Annotated in this window: 13 protein-coding genes; 6 read left to right on the top strand and 7 right to left on the bottom strand. The window is 71.4% G+C overall.

Features of this window, described 5'->3' with window-relative positions; genetic code table 11:
• Window positions 1–114: 114 nt before the first annotated feature.
• From ACTOQ3_RS05965 to ACTOQ3_RS05940, 6 genes are all read left to right on the top strand, one after another.
• Window positions 115–1146, top strand: a complete 1032-nt coding sequence (locus ACTOQ3_RS05965; protein WP_440082403.1) for a Gfo/Idh/MocA family protein — start codon at window positions 115–117, stop codon at window positions 1144–1146.
• On the top strand, window positions 1137–1976 hold the full coding sequence (locus ACTOQ3_RS05960; RefSeq protein ID WP_440082402.1) for a PmoA family protein: 840 nt from the start codon (window positions 1137–1139) through the stop codon (window positions 1974–1976). Before ACTOQ3_RS05965 ends, ACTOQ3_RS05960 begins: the two co-directional genes overlap by 10 nt.
• 70 nt (window positions 1977–2046) lie before the next feature.
• A complete protein-coding gene (locus tag ACTOQ3_RS05955; RefSeq protein ID WP_440082401.1) occupies window positions 2047–2724 on the top strand; it encodes a cupin domain-containing protein in 678 nt (225 codons plus the stop codon).
• Between the two features lie 105 nt (window positions 2725–2829).
• Window positions 2830–4515 carry a DNA polymerase/3'-5' exonuclease PolX gene (gene polX, locus ACTOQ3_RS05950; RefSeq protein ID WP_440082400.1) on the top strand — a complete coding sequence of 562 codons (1686 nt, stop codon included), beginning with the start codon at window positions 2830–2832 and terminating at the stop codon, window positions 4513–4515.
• Between the two features lie 330 nt (window positions 4516–4845).
• Entirely contained in the window at window positions 4846–6354 is a 1509-nt protein-coding gene (locus ACTOQ3_RS05945) for a WS/DGAT/MGAT family O-acyltransferase (protein WP_440082399.1), read from the top strand.
• 87 nt (window positions 6355–6441) lie between these two features.
• Window positions 6442–7365: an aldo/keto reductase gene (locus tag ACTOQ3_RS05940; RefSeq protein WP_440082398.1), complete on the top strand. Its 924-nt coding sequence runs from the start codon at window positions 6442–6444 to the stop codon at window positions 7363–7365.
• Window positions 7366–7491: 126 nt separating this feature from the next.
• On the opposite strand, the gene ACTOQ3_RS05935 is transcribed toward ACTOQ3_RS05940, so the two are convergent.
• From ACTOQ3_RS05935 to ACTOQ3_RS05905, 7 genes are all read right to left on the bottom strand, one after another.
• Window positions 7492–9102 (bottom strand): solute symporter family protein, encoded by a 1611-nt coding sequence (locus tag ACTOQ3_RS05935; RefSeq protein WP_440082397.1) that lies wholly within the window; start codon window positions 9100–9102, stop codon window positions 7492–7494.
• On the bottom strand, window positions 9099–9428 hold the full coding sequence (locus tag ACTOQ3_RS05930; RefSeq protein WP_440082396.1) for a DUF485 domain-containing protein: 330 nt from the start codon (window positions 9426–9428) through the stop codon (window positions 9099–9101). Before ACTOQ3_RS05930 ends, ACTOQ3_RS05935 begins: the two co-directional genes overlap by 4 nt.
• 174 nt (window positions 9429–9602) lie before the next feature.
• On the bottom strand, window positions 9603–10784 hold the full coding sequence (locus ACTOQ3_RS05925; RefSeq protein WP_440082395.1) for an MFS transporter: 1182 nt from the start codon (window positions 10782–10784) through the stop codon (window positions 9603–9605).
• A 282-nt stretch (window positions 10785–11066) separates the two neighbouring features.
• On the bottom strand, window positions 11067–12566 hold the full coding sequence (locus tag ACTOQ3_RS05920) for a sodium/solute symporter (RefSeq protein WP_440082394.1): 1500 nt from the start codon (window positions 12564–12566) through the stop codon (window positions 11067–11069).
• On the bottom strand, window positions 12563–12745 hold the full coding sequence (locus ACTOQ3_RS05915; protein ID WP_440082393.1) for a hypothetical protein: 183 nt from the start codon (window positions 12743–12745) through the stop codon (window positions 12563–12565). Before ACTOQ3_RS05915 ends, ACTOQ3_RS05920 begins: the two co-directional genes overlap by 4 nt.
• Window positions 12742–13245 carry a hypothetical protein gene (locus tag ACTOQ3_RS05910; protein ID WP_440082392.1) on the bottom strand — a complete coding sequence of 168 codons (504 nt, stop codon included), beginning with the start codon at window positions 13243–13245 and terminating at the stop codon, window positions 12742–12744. Before ACTOQ3_RS05910 ends, ACTOQ3_RS05915 begins: the two co-directional genes overlap by 4 nt.
• On the bottom strand, window positions 13242–14003 hold the full coding sequence (locus ACTOQ3_RS05905; protein WP_362693257.1) for a LytR/AlgR family response regulator transcription factor: 762 nt from the start codon (window positions 14001–14003) through the stop codon (window positions 13242–13244). The genes ACTOQ3_RS05910 and ACTOQ3_RS05905 overlap by 4 nt, the downstream gene beginning before the upstream one ends.
• Window positions 14004–14053 lie beyond the last annotated feature (50 nt).

Genomic DNA, 14053 nt, shown 5'->3' with positions numbered 1-14053 from the left:
CTCCCCGCGACCGGAGGCCGGGAGCTCGCCCGAGCCGTCCGGACCGCCCGGACGGCCCGGACGGCCCGGTTCCGGGTCGTCCACCTCCGGCCCCTCTGAGACGGAAGGACCGAGATGATCCGGGTGGCGATCGTGGGCACCGGCGGCATCGCGGGGATCTGCCACCTGCCCGCGCTGCGCGCCCAGGCGCACCGGGCGCGGGTGGTGGCCGCCACGGACGTGGACGAGGCGCGGGTCAGGGCGTTCTGCGCCGAGCACGCGATCCCGGGGGCGTACACCTCCCTGGAGGCGATGCTCGACGCGGAGCGGCCCGACCTCGTCCACCTGTGCACCCCTCCGCACCTGCACGCCGCCCAGGCGGTGACCTGCCTGAAGGCGGGCGCCTGGGTGTGGACCGAGAAACCCGTCTGCCTGTCGCTGGCCGAGTACGACCTGATCGCGGCGGCCGAGGGGCCCGGCCACGCCTCGGTCGTCTCCCAGCACCGGTTCGGCTCCGGCGCGCGGCACCTGCGCGCCCTCGCCCCCGAGCTGGGCCGCCCGCTCGTCGCGCTCTGCGTGACCACCTGGTACCGCGACCACGCCTACTTCGACGTGCCCTGGCGCGGCCGGTGGGAGACCGAGGGCGGCGGCCCCACGATGGGGCACGGCATCCACCAGATGGACCTGATGCTGTCGGTCCTCGGCGACTGGTCGGAGATCCGCGCGATGACCGGCACGCTGGACCGCCGGATCGAGACCGAGGACGTCTCGATGGCCGCCGTCCGCTTCGACTCCGGCGCGATGGCCTCGGTGGTCAACAGCGTGCTGTCCCGTCGCGAGGAGAGCTACCTGCGCTTCGACTACACCGAGGCGACCGTGGAGCTGCGCCACCTGTACGGCTACCGCAACGCCGACTGGACCTCCACCTCGGCGCGCTGGAACCCTCCCGAGGACCTGCCGAGCTCGCACGAGGCGCAGCTGGCGGAGCTGCTGGACGCCTACGAGCGCGGCGAGCGACCGCCCATGAGCGGCCCCGAGGGGCGCCAGGCGCTCGAACTGATCACCGGCCTGTACGCGTCGGCGTTCACCGGCCGGCCCGTGCTCCGCTCCGACCTCACCCCCGACCATCCCTTCTACCACCGGCTGGACGGAAACGCATGGAGCTGACCTTCACCGAGCGCGGCGTCGAGATCCTGCGCTACGTCTACCTTCCGGAGACCCCGGTCTTCGAGTCGCCCAAGCCGTACTTCCACCCGATCAGGACCCTGGCCGGAGACGTGGTCAGCACCTTCCGCCCGCACGACCACCGCTGGCACAAGGGCCTGCAGATGACCGTCTCGGACCTGTCGGGGGAGAACTTCTGGGGCGGCGGCAGCTACGTCCGCGAGGCCGCCGGGTACGTGGACCTGCCGAACAACGGGACCATGCGGCACGAGGAGTTCCTCTCCCCCGGCGTGGAGCGCCTGACCTGGCACACCCAGGGCGGCGAGCACTGGGTGGACGAGGTGCGGACCTTCGAGGTGCGGGACGTGCTGGACGACTCCTGGGCGCTGGAGCTGTCCACCTCGATCACCAACGTGCGCGGCGAGGACCTGGTCTTCGGCAGCCCCACCACCAACGGCCGCCCGATGGCCGGGTACTGCGGCCTGTTCTGGCGCGGGCCCCGCTCCTTCGAGCACGGGGAGGTGATCGCGGAGAGCGGCGAGGGACCGGAGATGATGGGCGGGGAGTCGGCGTGGCTGGCCTACACCGGCCACCACGACGAGGTGGACCGCTCGTCCACCCTGCTGTTCCAAAGTGCCCTGCCCACCGTCTGGTTCGTCCGCACGACACCGTTCGCGGCCGTCAACCCGTCCATCGCGTTCCACCGCGAGATGGTCCTGCCGCCCGGCGCGACGCTGCGCCTGAGCTATCGGATGGTCGTGGCCACCGGCGCGTGGGACCGTCCCCGGCTGGAGGCGTACGTCAAGGAGCACCCGTACCCGGAACCGGCGTGACCGGCCCGGCGCCGCGCGGCGTCCGGCGGAGATGCCCGGCGGAGATGTTCGGCAGGAGTGAGGAGCACCCGTGTTCGGCACAGGCGTGAGCGATCTGACCGTCTACGACTGGCCCACCGAGGACGGCCTGCGCGGAGGTTCGCCCCACCTGCACACGCTGTGCGCGGAGGCGTACGCCGTGGTGGCCGGTTCCGGCAGCGTGCAGACCCTGACCTGGAACGGGTACGAGGAGACGGCGCTGGCTCCCGGCTCCGTCGTCCGCTTCACCCCCGGCACGGTCCACCGCCTGGTCAACGGCGGCGGCCTGCGCATCGTGGTCCTCATGCAGAACAGCGGCCTGCCCGAGGCCGGGGACGCCGTCCTGACCTTCCCTCCCGACGTCCTCGCCGACCCCGCCCGGTACGCCGCCGCCGCGGGCTCGGCCCCGCGCGAGCGCCGCGACCTGGCCGTCGAGGGGTTCCTGCGGCTGCGCGCCGAGGGCCGCACGGGCTTCGCCGCCTTCCTGGAGGCCGCCGCCGGAATCGTCGCCCCCCGCCTGGACGCCTTCGAGTCCCGCTGGCGCGAGGGCCCGCTGCGCGCCGCCGAGACGACGGGCGCCCAGCTGGCCGCGCTGCGCGGCGGCGACCTCGCCCACCTGCGTGAGGCCGCGGTCACCCGGGTGCCCGCCGTACCCCGCGACGGCATGTGCGGCCACCTGATGACCTACCCGGCGGACTTTCAGGACCTCCCCGACCGGGGCGGGGCCTGAGGGAGCCGGGGGGCGTGGCACCGGGCGGCGCGGCGGCGCGCGCCGCCCGGTGCCACATGACGGCCGCGACCGGGAAATGTCGGTGCGATCTTCTAGGCTGGGGACATGGCACGAGCTAACGATGACGTCGCCGCCGCCCTGGAGGAGTACGCCGAGCTGTTCGCGATGAACGGCGGCGACGCGTTCCGGGTCCGCAGCTACCAGAAGGCCGCCAGGGCGATCGCGGGGTTCCCCGACGACATCACGACCGTGCCCGTGCGGAGCGTGTCCGGGGTGGGCGAGGCGATCGCCAAGAAGGTCGAGGAATACCTGGAGCGGGGCAGCTTCCGGCAGCTCGACGACCTGCGGGAGAAGGTCCCCCAGGGGGTGCGCCGGCTGACCCGGGTGACCTCGCTCGGGCCGAAGAAGGCCGTCTTCCTCTTCCAGGAGCTGGGCATCGACTCCCCCGAGGCCCTGGTTAAGGCCATCGGCGAGGGGCGCCTCGACGGCGTCAAGGGCTTCGGCGCCAAGACCGTGGAGAACCTCCTCAAAGGTGTCGAGCACCTGGCCGAGCACAGCGCCAGGATGCACACCGGGACCGCGATGGACCTCGCGGAGCGGGTCATCGCCTCGCTGCCGGGCGCCGAGCGGATCGCCTACGCCGGGTCGCTGCGCCGGATGAAGGACACCGTCGGCGACATCGACGTCCTCGTGGTCGGCCCCGAGTCGCTGATGGACGACTTCAAGGCCCAGCCCTACGTCGCGGAGGTCGTCGCCTCCGGGGAGAAGAAGACCTCGATCCGCACCGCCCAGGGCGTCCAGGTCGACCTGCGCCTGGTCCCCGCCGAGTCGTGGGGCGCCGCGATGATGTACTTCACCGGTTCCAAGGAGCACACCGTGCACCTGCGGGAGATCATCGTGAAGAAGGGCTGGAAGCTGTCGGAGTACGGCCTGTTCGACGGCGACCGGGTGATCGCGGCCGCGACCGAGGAGGAGGTCTTCGAGGCGCTCGGCATGGAGTGGATCCCGCCGACCCTGCGCGAGGACGGCGGCGAGATCGCCGCCGCGCTCAAGCACGAGCTGCCCGAGCTGGTCACCGTCGAGGATCTCAAGGGCGACCTGCACACCCACACCGACCTCACCGACGGCATCGCCTCCCTCGAGGACATGGTCGCCGCCGCCGCGGCCCGCGGTTACTCCTACTACGCGGTGACCGACCACGCGCCCGACCTGGCGATGCACCGGATGAAGCTGGAAAAGGCCCTGGAGCAGCGCGAGCGCATCCACGCGCTGCAGAAGAGGTATCCGAAGATGCGGCTGCTGCACGGCAGCGAGCTGAACATCGCCCCCGACGGCTCGGTCGACTGGCCGGCCGAGGTGCTGGAGGGCTTCGACGTGTGCGTGGCCAGCGTCCACTCGCACTTCAACCAGTCACGCGCGGAGATGACCCGGCGGTTCGTCGCCGCCTGCGAGAACCCCCACGTGCACATCATCGGCCATCCGACCACCCGCAGGATCGGCATCCGCCCGCCGGTGGACGCCGACTGGGACGAGGTGTTCCGCGCCGCGGCCCGCACCGGCACCGCGATGGAGATCGACTCCTTCCCCGACCGTTCCGACCTCCCCGCCGACCTGGTGCGGCTCGCGCACCACCACGGCGTGAAGTTCTCCGTCGACAGTGACGCCCACGCGGTCCCGCACCTCGACAACCAGCGGTTCGGCATCGGCGTCGCCCAACGCGGGTGGCTCACCACCGACGACGTGATCAACACCTGGCCGCTGAAGCGGCTGCTGGCCTTCCTCGGCCGCTGAGGCGACGACAGGGGGCGAGGGCGTGTCACCCTCGCTTCTTACCTAGTTATTTGGTAGGAAATACATGTAAAATGGGCGGCGCCGGACGCCCACGGACGGGTATCGCCTTCGGAAAAGATCGCCGGTATCACCCTGTCCGGAAGGCATGCCTACCGTGTGAAATGGGAAGGTTACGGAAAGTGATGATCGGCGGGCCTCCGCACCTCGCCAGAGAAAACACCCGAAAGACGCCGGAGGTCCTACGGAGGAAACGAGAGGGAAACGCGCCGACGTGATGATGGCAACACGTGTTCTCCGATTTCTCGCATTTTCCGCCAGGAGGCCCGACCGATGCGCCAGCTGACCGCGCTCGACGCGCAGTTCCTTCACGCCGAGTCGGCGACCACGGCGGCCCATGTCGCGGGACTGGCCATCCTCGACCCCGCCTGCTCCAGCCTCGGGGCCGTCACCCGCGAGTGCCTGGTCCGGCTGCTGCGCGAGCGGCTGCACCTGGCCCCGGCGCTGAGGCTGCGCCTGGCCACCGTGCCGTTCGGCCTCGACCGGCCGTATTGGACGGAAGACCCCGATCTCGACGTCGCCGGCCACGTCCACGAGGTGACCCTCGCCGGCCCCGGCGACGACGCCCAGCTCGCCGAGAAGGTGGCCAGGATCCACGAGCGGCATCTCGACCGGGACCGCCCGCTGTGGGAGATGCACCTCATCCAGGGCCTGACCGGAGGCCGCGTCGCCCTGTACGCCAAGGTCCACCACTGCGCCATCGACGGGGTGTCGGGGGCGGAGCTGCTCGCGGCGCTGCTGGACCTGACACCCGAACCCCGTGCCGTCGAGCGGCCCGCGCCCGAACCCCGGACCACCGCCCCCGGCCTGGCCGGCATGCTCGCCGGCGCCGTGGCCAGGACGGTGCTCCAGCCCGCCAGGACGCTGTACTCGCTGGGCCGCATGGCGGCCGAGCTCGACACGATGCCGCTGACCTCGGCGCTGCCCGGCGCCCGGCAGGTGGCCGCCGCCACCCGGCTGATCGCGGGAAGGGAGACCGAACCGCCAGAGGCGCCCATGCTGACCGCGCCGCGCACCCCGTTCAACGGCCCGATCGGCGCCGAGCGGCGCTTCTCCTACGGGTCGATCCCGCTCGCGGACGTCAAGCGGGTGGCCAGGAGCGCGGGGGCCAGCGTCAACGACGTGGTCATGACGCTGTGCGCCTCGGCGCTGCGCGCGTGGCTGCGCGAGCACGACGCGCTGCCCGACCGGCCGCTGATCGCCGCGGTCCCGGTCGCGGTCCGCACCGCGAGCGCGCGGGAGGTGGTCGGCAACCAGATCTCCGTCATGGTCACCCCGATCCCGACCGACCTGGCCTGTCCCCGCGAGCGCCTGCGCGTCATGGCGGGCACGATGCTCAGCGCCAAGCGGCGCTTCGCCGGCGCCCCCACGGCCTGGCTGGGCGAGCTGTCGTCGATGCTGCCCTCGGCCGTCACCGCGCTGGCGACCTCCGCGGTGTTCCGGCTGGCCTCGATCGTGCTGCCGCCGATCAACCTGATCGTCTCGAACGTGCCGGGGCCGCAGCTCCCGCTGTACCTGTGCGGGGCCAGGGTGCTCGCCTACCACCCCATGTCGGTGCTCACCGACGTGAGCGGCGGGGTCAACATCACCTGCTTCTCCTACGACGGCTCGCTCGACTTCGGCATCCTGTCCTGCCCGGACCGGGTGGCCGACGTGTGGCGGCTCATGGGCCACCTGCGGGAGGCCATGGACGAGCTGATGGAGCAGGTCGAGCCGCCCCCGGCCGGGCGGATCGACCCGGTGGAACCGCCCGTGCCGGCCAGGGAGATGGCACCCGTCTGAGAGCGGGGCGGCCGGCGGGGGCGTCTCCCGGAGAATCACCGCCGATGTCCCGCAACCGCGCGATTGGTCAAGAAATAGAGTTGGCCCATGAGCTTTTCTGAGCTGAACCTGTTCCCTCTCTGCCTCGGTGGCAACGTATTCGGCTGGACCGCCGACCGGGACGACTCGTTCGCCGTCCTGGACGCCTACGCCGAGGCGGGCGGAAACCTCGTCGACACCGCGGACGTCTACTCCGCGTGGGCTCCCGGGCACGTCGGCGGGGAGTCGGAGACCGTGATCGGCGAGTGGATGGCCTCTCGCCGCAACCGCGACCGGATCGTGGTGGCGACCAAAGTGGGCTCGCTGAGCGGCCGCGCCGGACTGTCGGCGGCCAACATCCGCGCGGCGGCCGAGGACTCGCTCCGGCGGCTCCGCACGGACTACATCGACCTGTACTGGGCCCACATCGACGACGCGGCCACCCCCCTGGAGGAGACCCTCGGCGCGTTCGACGAGCTGGTCACCGAGGGCAAGGTACGCAACATCGGCGCCTCGAACTACAGCGCCGAGCGGCTGGCGGAGGCGCTGTCGATCTCCGAGGAGGCCGGCCTGGCGCGGTACGGGGTGCTGCAGCAGCACTACAACCTGCTCGAGCGCGGCTACGAGGGGGCGCTGCGCGACGTGGTGACCGAGGCGGGGCTGACCAGCACCCCGTACTTCGGCCTGGCCCGCGGCTTCCTGACCGGCAAGTACCGTCCGGGCACCACCGTGGACAGCCCGCGCGCGGGCCAGGCGGCGAGGTACCTGGAGACGGAGCGCGGCCCGCGGGTGCTCGACGCCCTGGACAAGGTGGCCGCCTCCCACGGCGCCGTGCCGGCCACCGTCGCGCTCGCCTGGCTGGCCGCCCAGCCCACGGTGGCCGCGCCGATCGCCAGCGCCCGCAACGTCGAGCAGCTCCGGCCGCTGCTCGCGGTCGCCGACATGACGCTGTCGCAGGACGAGCTGGCCCTGCTGGACGAGGCGTCCCGCTAGGGACGACCGGCGCCCGCCGGGCGCGCATGACGACGGGGCCCGGCCGCGACGCGGCCGGGCCCCGGGTCCCCGCACTCCGCACACGGTTCGTACGGGGGGTCACAGTACGGGGGGCACGGTAGGGGTTTAGTGCGGGGTGGCCTTCTCGGCACCGATGCCGGTGAGCGAGCGGACCTCGATCTCGGCGTACTTCTCCGCGTTGTACTCCTTGCTGAGGCGGGCACCGATGAACCCGGCCAGGAAGCCGATCGGGATCGAGACGATGCCGGGGTTGCTCAGCGGGAACCAGGCGAAGTTCGCGTCGGGGAACAGCGCGGTGGCGCTGCCCGAGACGACCGGCGAGAAGATGACCAGGACCAGCGCGGAGACCAGGCCGCCGTAGATGGCCGAGACCGCGCCCGCCGTGTTGAACTTCTTCCAGAACAGGCTGTAGAGGATCGCGGGCAGGTTGCCCGAGGCCGCCACGGCGAAGGCGAGCGCGACCAGGAAGGCCACGTTCTGGCCCTGGGCGAGGATGCCGAGCCCGATCGCGACCGCGCCGATGACGAAGGCCGAGATCCTGGCGACCAGGACCTCCTCCTTGTCGGTGACGTTGCCGCGCTTGAACACGTGCGCGTACAGGTCGTGGGCGAAGGAGGAGCTCGACGCCAGCGTCAGGCCGGCGACGACCGCCAGGATCGTGGCGAAGGCGACCGCCGCGATGATGGCCAGCAGGACGGTGCCGCCCACGTCGCCGAAGATGGCCTTGCCGACCGCCTCGGCGAGCATCGGCGCCGCCGTGTTGCCCGCCTTGTCCTGCGCCACGATCGCCTTGCCGCCGACCAGGGCCGCCGCGCCGAAGCCGAGCACGAGGGTGAGCAGGTAGAAGGTGCCGATGATGCCGATGCCCCACAGGACCGACTTGCGGGCCTCCCTCGCGGTGGGGACCGTGTAGAAGCGGATCAGGATGTGCGGAAGGCCGGCGGTGCCGAGGACCAGCGCCAGGCCCAGGCTGATCAGGTCGATCTTGCCCGCGAGGCCCTGCGCCTCGGTGCCGTACTTCAGGCCCGGCTCCAGGAAGGCCGCGCCCTTGCCGCTCTGGGTGGCGGCCTCGCCGAGCAGGCCGGACAGGTTGAAGCCGTAGTGGCCGAGCACCAGCAGGGTGACCAGGGTCGCGCCGCCCATGAGCAGCACGGCCTTGACGATCTGCACCCAGGTGGTGCCCTTCATGCCGCCGACGACCACATAGACGATCATCAGGATGCCGACGCCGACGATCGTGAGCGCCTTGCCCGTCGGCGAGGTGACACCGAGCAGCAGGCCGACCAGCGCGCCCGCGCCGACCATCTGGGCCAGCAGGTAGAAGATCGACACCGTGATGGTGGAGACGCCCGCCGCCGTGCGGACCGGGCGGGGGCTCATCCGGAAGGCCAGCACGTCGGCCATGGTGAACTTGCCGGAGTTGCGCATCAGCTCGGCGACCAGCAGCAGCGCCACCAGCCAGGCGACCAGGAAGCCGATCGAGTACAGGAAGCCGTCGTAGCCCGACAGGGCGATGATTCCGGCGATGCCCAGGAAGCTCGCGGCCGACATGTAGTCGCCGCCGATGGCGAGGCCGTTCTGCACGCCGCTGAAGGACCGGCCACCGGCGTAGTAGTCGGTGGCGTCCTTGGTGTTGCGGCTGGCCCAGAAGGTGATGCCCAGCGTTCCCGCGACGAAGAGCAGGAACAGGATCGTGGAGAGGGTCTGGTGGCTCATTCGGTCTTCCCCTCGACCCCGTGGCGGATCTCGTCCGCCAGCGGGTCAAGCTTCTTCTCGGCGAAACGGGAGTAGGCCCAGGCGATGCCGAACGTCGACACGAACTGGAGCAGACCGAAGATCAGCGCCACGTTGATGTTGCCGAAAACCTTCGTGCCCATGAAGTCGCGCCCCCAGGCGGACAGGACGACGTACAGCAGGTACCAGGCGAGGAACGCCGCGGTCATCGGGAACGCCCAGGCCCGGAAACGCCTCTTCAACTCCTGGAATCGTGCGTCGGTCTGAATTTCTTCGTAGACCGACGAATCATGTTGCCTGGCGGTCACAGGACCTCCCAAAATGTGATCTGGATCACGGACAACGTAGGGGTGGACGCTACCCCTGGAGGAGACCCGCACGCGCTCTCTTCGCCGAGGCGCCGCCGCGTCGCGTTCAGTTGGATCGGGCTTGCGGTGAAAGGTCCGTCTCGTACGACGAACGGTTCCCGCAGGGGCCCGATCTCACCACGGCCCGCCCCGCAGGGCGTAAACGCCGGCGCAGCAGACCGTCAGGCCGACCACCGCCAGCAGCAGGCGGTGGTCGACGAGCGACACCAGCACGGCTCCGCCGAGCAGGGACAGCAGCTGGGTGAACCCGGTGAGCGACTCCAGGGCGGTGGAGACCCGGCCGACGAGGTGAGCCGGGCTGCGGCGCTGCACCAGGGTCGTCCTGGCCACCCCCTCCAGGGTCAGCCCGGCGCCCGCCACCGTCATCGCCCCCAGCACGACCGTCTCCGCGGGGATCACCCAGCACAGGACCGCCACGCCGTACAGGCCGATGCCCGTGCCGATCGCGAAGAGCTCGCCCCGGCGCGCGATCACCGTGGAACTGCGCAGCCCCCCGGCGATCGCGCCGAGGCCCATCGCCGTCGAGGTGAACGCGGTGAACTCCGGCGACCTGGCGAGACCGTGCTCGATGACCGCGAAGATCAGCGATTCGGCGGCCCCGGCCACCGAGAACATCAGGCAGAGCGCCACGGTCGCGCGACGCAGCGTCGGATCGGCGGAGAGGTAGCGGGCCCCGGCCCAGAACTCCTCGCGCCAGCGCCCCGAGGGGTCCGGCGAGACGCGCGGCAGGGGCTCCGGCGCGGGGAGCATCGCGAAGACCGCCGCGGCGACCAGGAAAGTGATCATGTCGAACAGCACGAGCGCGCCGAGCCCGAAGGCGGTGTAGACGGCCACGCCCAGCAGCGGCCCGAACAGGCGCAGTCCCTGCCGGGTGGTCTGCAGGGCCCCGTTGGCCTCGGCCAGCAGGTGCTCGGGCAGGATGACCTTGAGCAGCCCGCCGAGCGCGGAGAAGATCACCGCGTACGAGCAGCCCATGGCCGCGGACACCGGGTAGATCAGCCAGACCGTGTCCGGCCCGGTGACCGCGACCAGCGGGGCGAGCGAGACGCCCGACAGCACGCAGGTGACGATCAGGAGCCTCCTGCGGTCCACCCGGTCGATCAGGTATCCGAAGAGGGGCGAGAAGCACAGGGGCAGGATGAAGAAGAACAGAGTCAGCCCGGCCGCGGCGTCGGAACCGGTGAGACTCTTGGCCAGGATCCCGGGTACCAGCAGCAGCGAGGCGTCGCCCAGCAGGCTGACGGCCATCCCGAAGTAGACGAGCCGGAACCGGGGCCGGCGCAGGACCTCCGGCATCACCGCTGACCGGCGCACCGGTGTGCCGGCCGGCTCTCATGTGGCACGGCGGCGCACCGATGTGCCACCCGGCTCCCGCACGGTACGGCGGTGGGCCGGTGCGCCGGCCGGCTCCCGGGCGGCACGGCGGGCCGATGTGCCACCCGGCTCCCGGGTAGCACGGCAGTGGCGTCGCCGACCTCGGCGAGCGCCTCATCACCGGAGCCGGCGAGTACCAAACCTAGTCAGAACAACCGAAATATCGGCCCATAAGCGTCATTCCGTCACAGCTCGCCGGAGCCGTCAAGAGGACCGGGGCCGCCAGTCACCCCGGTCCAGATTGAGGATCTCGGGGGTGTGCAGGCGCACCATCGTGCGCGCCACGTTCGGCGGGATGCGCCCCGGCGTCAGCAACGAGACCACCACCATGACGAGGAAGGCGATCGGCACCGTCCACGCGGCGGGCTGGGCCAGCAGAGCACCGACCAGGCCGGTGTGCGGCCCCCCGCCGATCGTCATCAGCACCGCGCCGCAGGCCAGGCCGCCACCGGCGAGCAACCCGGCCATCGCGCCGACGGGGGTGAGCCGCCGCCACCAGATGCCCAGCACCAGCAGCGGGCAGAAGGAGGAGGCCGCCACCGCGAACGCCAGGCCGACGACGTCGGCGACCGGCAGCGAGCGGGCGAAGGCCGCCAGCCCCAGCGGAACGATCACCGCCAGCACCGCCGCCGCCCGGAACGACCGCACCCCGCCCTTGAGGATGTCCTGCCCGATGACCCCGGCGACCGAGACCGTCAGCCCCGAGGAGGTCGACAGGAACGCCGCGAACGCCCCGGCCGTCACCAGCGCCGTCAGCAGATCCCCGGCCACGCCGCCGATCAGCCGCCCGGGCAGCGACAGGACCACCGTGTCACTGCCCTCCAGCTCCGGGACGTAGATCCGGCCCAGCGCGCCGTACACCGCCGGCAGCAGGTAGAAGGCGCCGAGCAGCGACAGGACCACCAGCGTCGTACGGCGCGCCGCCCGGCCGTCGGGATTGGTGTAGAAGCGGACCAGCACGTGCGGCAGCCCCATGGTGCCCAGGAACGTGGCCAGGATCAGCGAGTAGGTCGAGTAGAGGCCGTACTCCCTGCCGGTCGACAGCGGCAGCGCCCACGTGGCCGCGTCCTGCGCGCTCAGCCCCGGCGAGCCGTCGCCGCGCCACGCCAGCAGCAGGAACACCAGCGGCACGGCCAGGGCGGTGAGCTTCAGCCAGTACTGGAAGGCCTGCACGAACGTGATCGACCGCATGCCGCCGGACATGACGTTCACCGCGACCACGGCCGCCACCAGCAGGCCCCCCGCCCATTCGGGAGCACCGGTGATGGCCCGCAGGACCAGGCCCGCGCTCTGGAACTGCGGCATCAGGTACAGCCAGCCGATCAGCACGACCAGCACCCCGGCCATCCGCCGCACCGCCATCGACTCCAGCCGCGCCTCGGCGAAGTCGGGCAGCGTGTACGCGCCCGAGCGGCGCAACGGCGCGGAGACCAGCACGAGCAGCACCAGATAGCCGCCCGTCCAGCCGACCGGCAGCCACAGCATGTCGGCGCCGTAGGTGAGGATCAGCCCGGCGATGCCCAGGAAACTCGCGGCCGACAGGTACTCCCCGCCGATGGCGGAGGCGTTCCACAACGGGGAGACCGTGCGGGAGGCGACGTAGAAGTCGGAGGTGGTCCGCGACAGCCTGATCCCGAACGCGCCGATCAGCACCGCCGCCAGCACCACCAGCACCACCGCCGTCACACCGTACGCGGTGCTCATCCGACGCCTCCCCCGACGTCTTCCATGCCGTCTCCCTTGACGTCCTCTTCGACGTCCTCTTCGACGTCCTCTTCGACGTCCTCTTTGACGCCTCCCGTGACGTCTCCCGTCGCGAAGGCCTCAGGTTCCGGCCGGGAGATCTCGGGCTCCGGCCCCGGAACGGTCCGCCGCCTGGTCAACGGGCCCTGTCCACCAGTTCGGCGAAGTGCCGCTCGTTGCGTTCCGCCTGCCGGACGTAGAGCCAGGCGCCGACCACGAACGCCGGGTAGATCAGACCACCCAGCACCGCCCAGGGCAGCGGGATCCCCAGCACGTGGACCGCGCGCAACTCCGGCACCAGCAGGAACATCAGGGGCAACCCCGCCACCACGCACCCCAGCACCGTGCAGACGAACAGGGCCAGGCGGAACTGGGTACGGACCAGCGAGCGCATGTACACCTCGCCCAGACGGGTCTGCTCGTCGATCTCGCGGGTGACCGGGTATCGGGGGTGGCGAGGCGCCATCGTGCGAGGGCTGGTCACCACCTCGCGCCGCGGACGCTCATCCCTGCGCGACCGCTCGGCGTCCTTACGCGGCCGGTCGGCGTCCCTGCGCGACCGGTCCGCATCCCTGCGCGTCCGGTCGGCGATCCACCGGCGCGGCTCGGCCCCCTCACCGGGCTCTGCGTCACGGCTCATTCGGACCTTCCCCTGCGCGCCCTGCGAACCAGGAGGTCGCGCAGCTCGCGGGTGTGGCGGCGGCTGACCGGGATCTCGGTCTCGCCGATGCGGACCACGCACCGGCCCGAGTCGATGTGCAACTCGTCGATGTGCTTGACCGCGACCAGATGGCTGCGATGCACCCGTACGAACCCCGCGGAGGACCAGCGCTCCTCCAGCGTGGCCAGCGAGATGCGCACGAGATGGCTGCCCCCCGCGGTGTGCAGGCGGGCGTAGTCGCCCTGCGCCTCCACGTACCGGACCTCGGTACTGGCCACGAACCGGGTGACACCGCCGAGCTCCACCGGAATGGTGTCGGGGTCGGCGCGGCCCGCCCCCTCGCTCTCCGGCAGCTCCGCGGAGACGAACACCCTGCGGATCGCCTCGGCCAGCCGCTCCGGCCGTACCGGCTTGAGCAGATAGTCCTCGGCCTTGATCTCGAAGGCGTCGACCGCGTGCTCCTCGTAGGCCGTCACGAAGACCACCCGGGGCGGGTTGGCGAACTGGGAGAGCAACCGGCCGAGCACCACCCCGTCCAGGCCGCGCATCCGGATGTCGAGGAAGACCGCGTCGATCGGCCGCCCGTCGGCGATCGCCCGGTCCAGGACGCGGAGCGCGGCGGCCCCGTCCCTGGCCAGGGAGACCTCTTCGATACGGGGGTCGTCCCGGAGCAGGTAGGCCAGGTCCTCCAGCGCGGGAAGCTCGTCGTCCACCGCAAGGACGCGCAGGCCGGTCACGGTCACTCCTCCAGATCGTTCACGAGGGAATTTCTAGAGGGTGATGAATC

It is taken from the genome of Streptosporangium sp. LJ11 (assembly GCF_051918945.1).
Taxonomy (GTDB): domain Bacteria; phylum Actinomycetota; class Actinomycetes; order Streptosporangiales; family Streptosporangiaceae; genus Streptosporangium.
The sequence above is the reverse complement of the archived record's forward strand: the minus strand, read 5'-3'. Positions and strand labels throughout refer to the sequence as shown.

Coding starts and splice junctions, on each gene's coding strand:
- ACTOQ3_RS05965 (WP_440082403.1), top strand. CDS start 115: ATGATCCGGGTGGCGATCGTGGGCACCGGCGGCATCGCGGGGATCTGC.
- ACTOQ3_RS05960 (WP_440082402.1), top strand. CDS start 1,137: ATGGAGCTGACCTTCACCGAGCGCGGCGTCGAGATCCTGCGCTACGTC.
- polX (WP_440082400.1), top strand. CDS start 2,830: ATGGCACGAGCTAACGATGACGTCGCCGCCGCCCTGGAGGAGTACGCC.
- ACTOQ3_RS05945 (WP_440082399.1), top strand. CDS start 4,846: ATGCGCCAGCTGACCGCGCTCGACGCGCAGTTCCTTCACGCCGAGTCG.
- ACTOQ3_RS05940 (WP_440082398.1), top strand. CDS start 6,442: ATGAGCTTTTCTGAGCTGAACCTGTTCCCTCTCTGCCTCGGTGGCAAC.
- ACTOQ3_RS05935 (WP_440082397.1), bottom strand. CDS start 9,102: ATGAGCCACCAGACCCTCTCCACGATCCTGTTCCTGCTCTTCGTCGCG.
- ACTOQ3_RS05925 (WP_440082395.1), bottom strand. CDS start 10,784: ATGCCGGAGGTCCTGCGCCGGCCCCGGTTCCGGCTCGTCTACTTCGGG.
- ACTOQ3_RS05920 (WP_440082394.1), bottom strand. CDS start 12,566: ATGAGCACCGCGTACGGTGTGACGGCGGTGGTGCTGGTGGTGCTGGCG.
- ACTOQ3_RS05910 (WP_440082392.1), bottom strand. CDS start 13,245: ATGAGCCGTGACGCAGAGCCCGGTGAGGGGGCCGAGCCGCGCCGGTGG.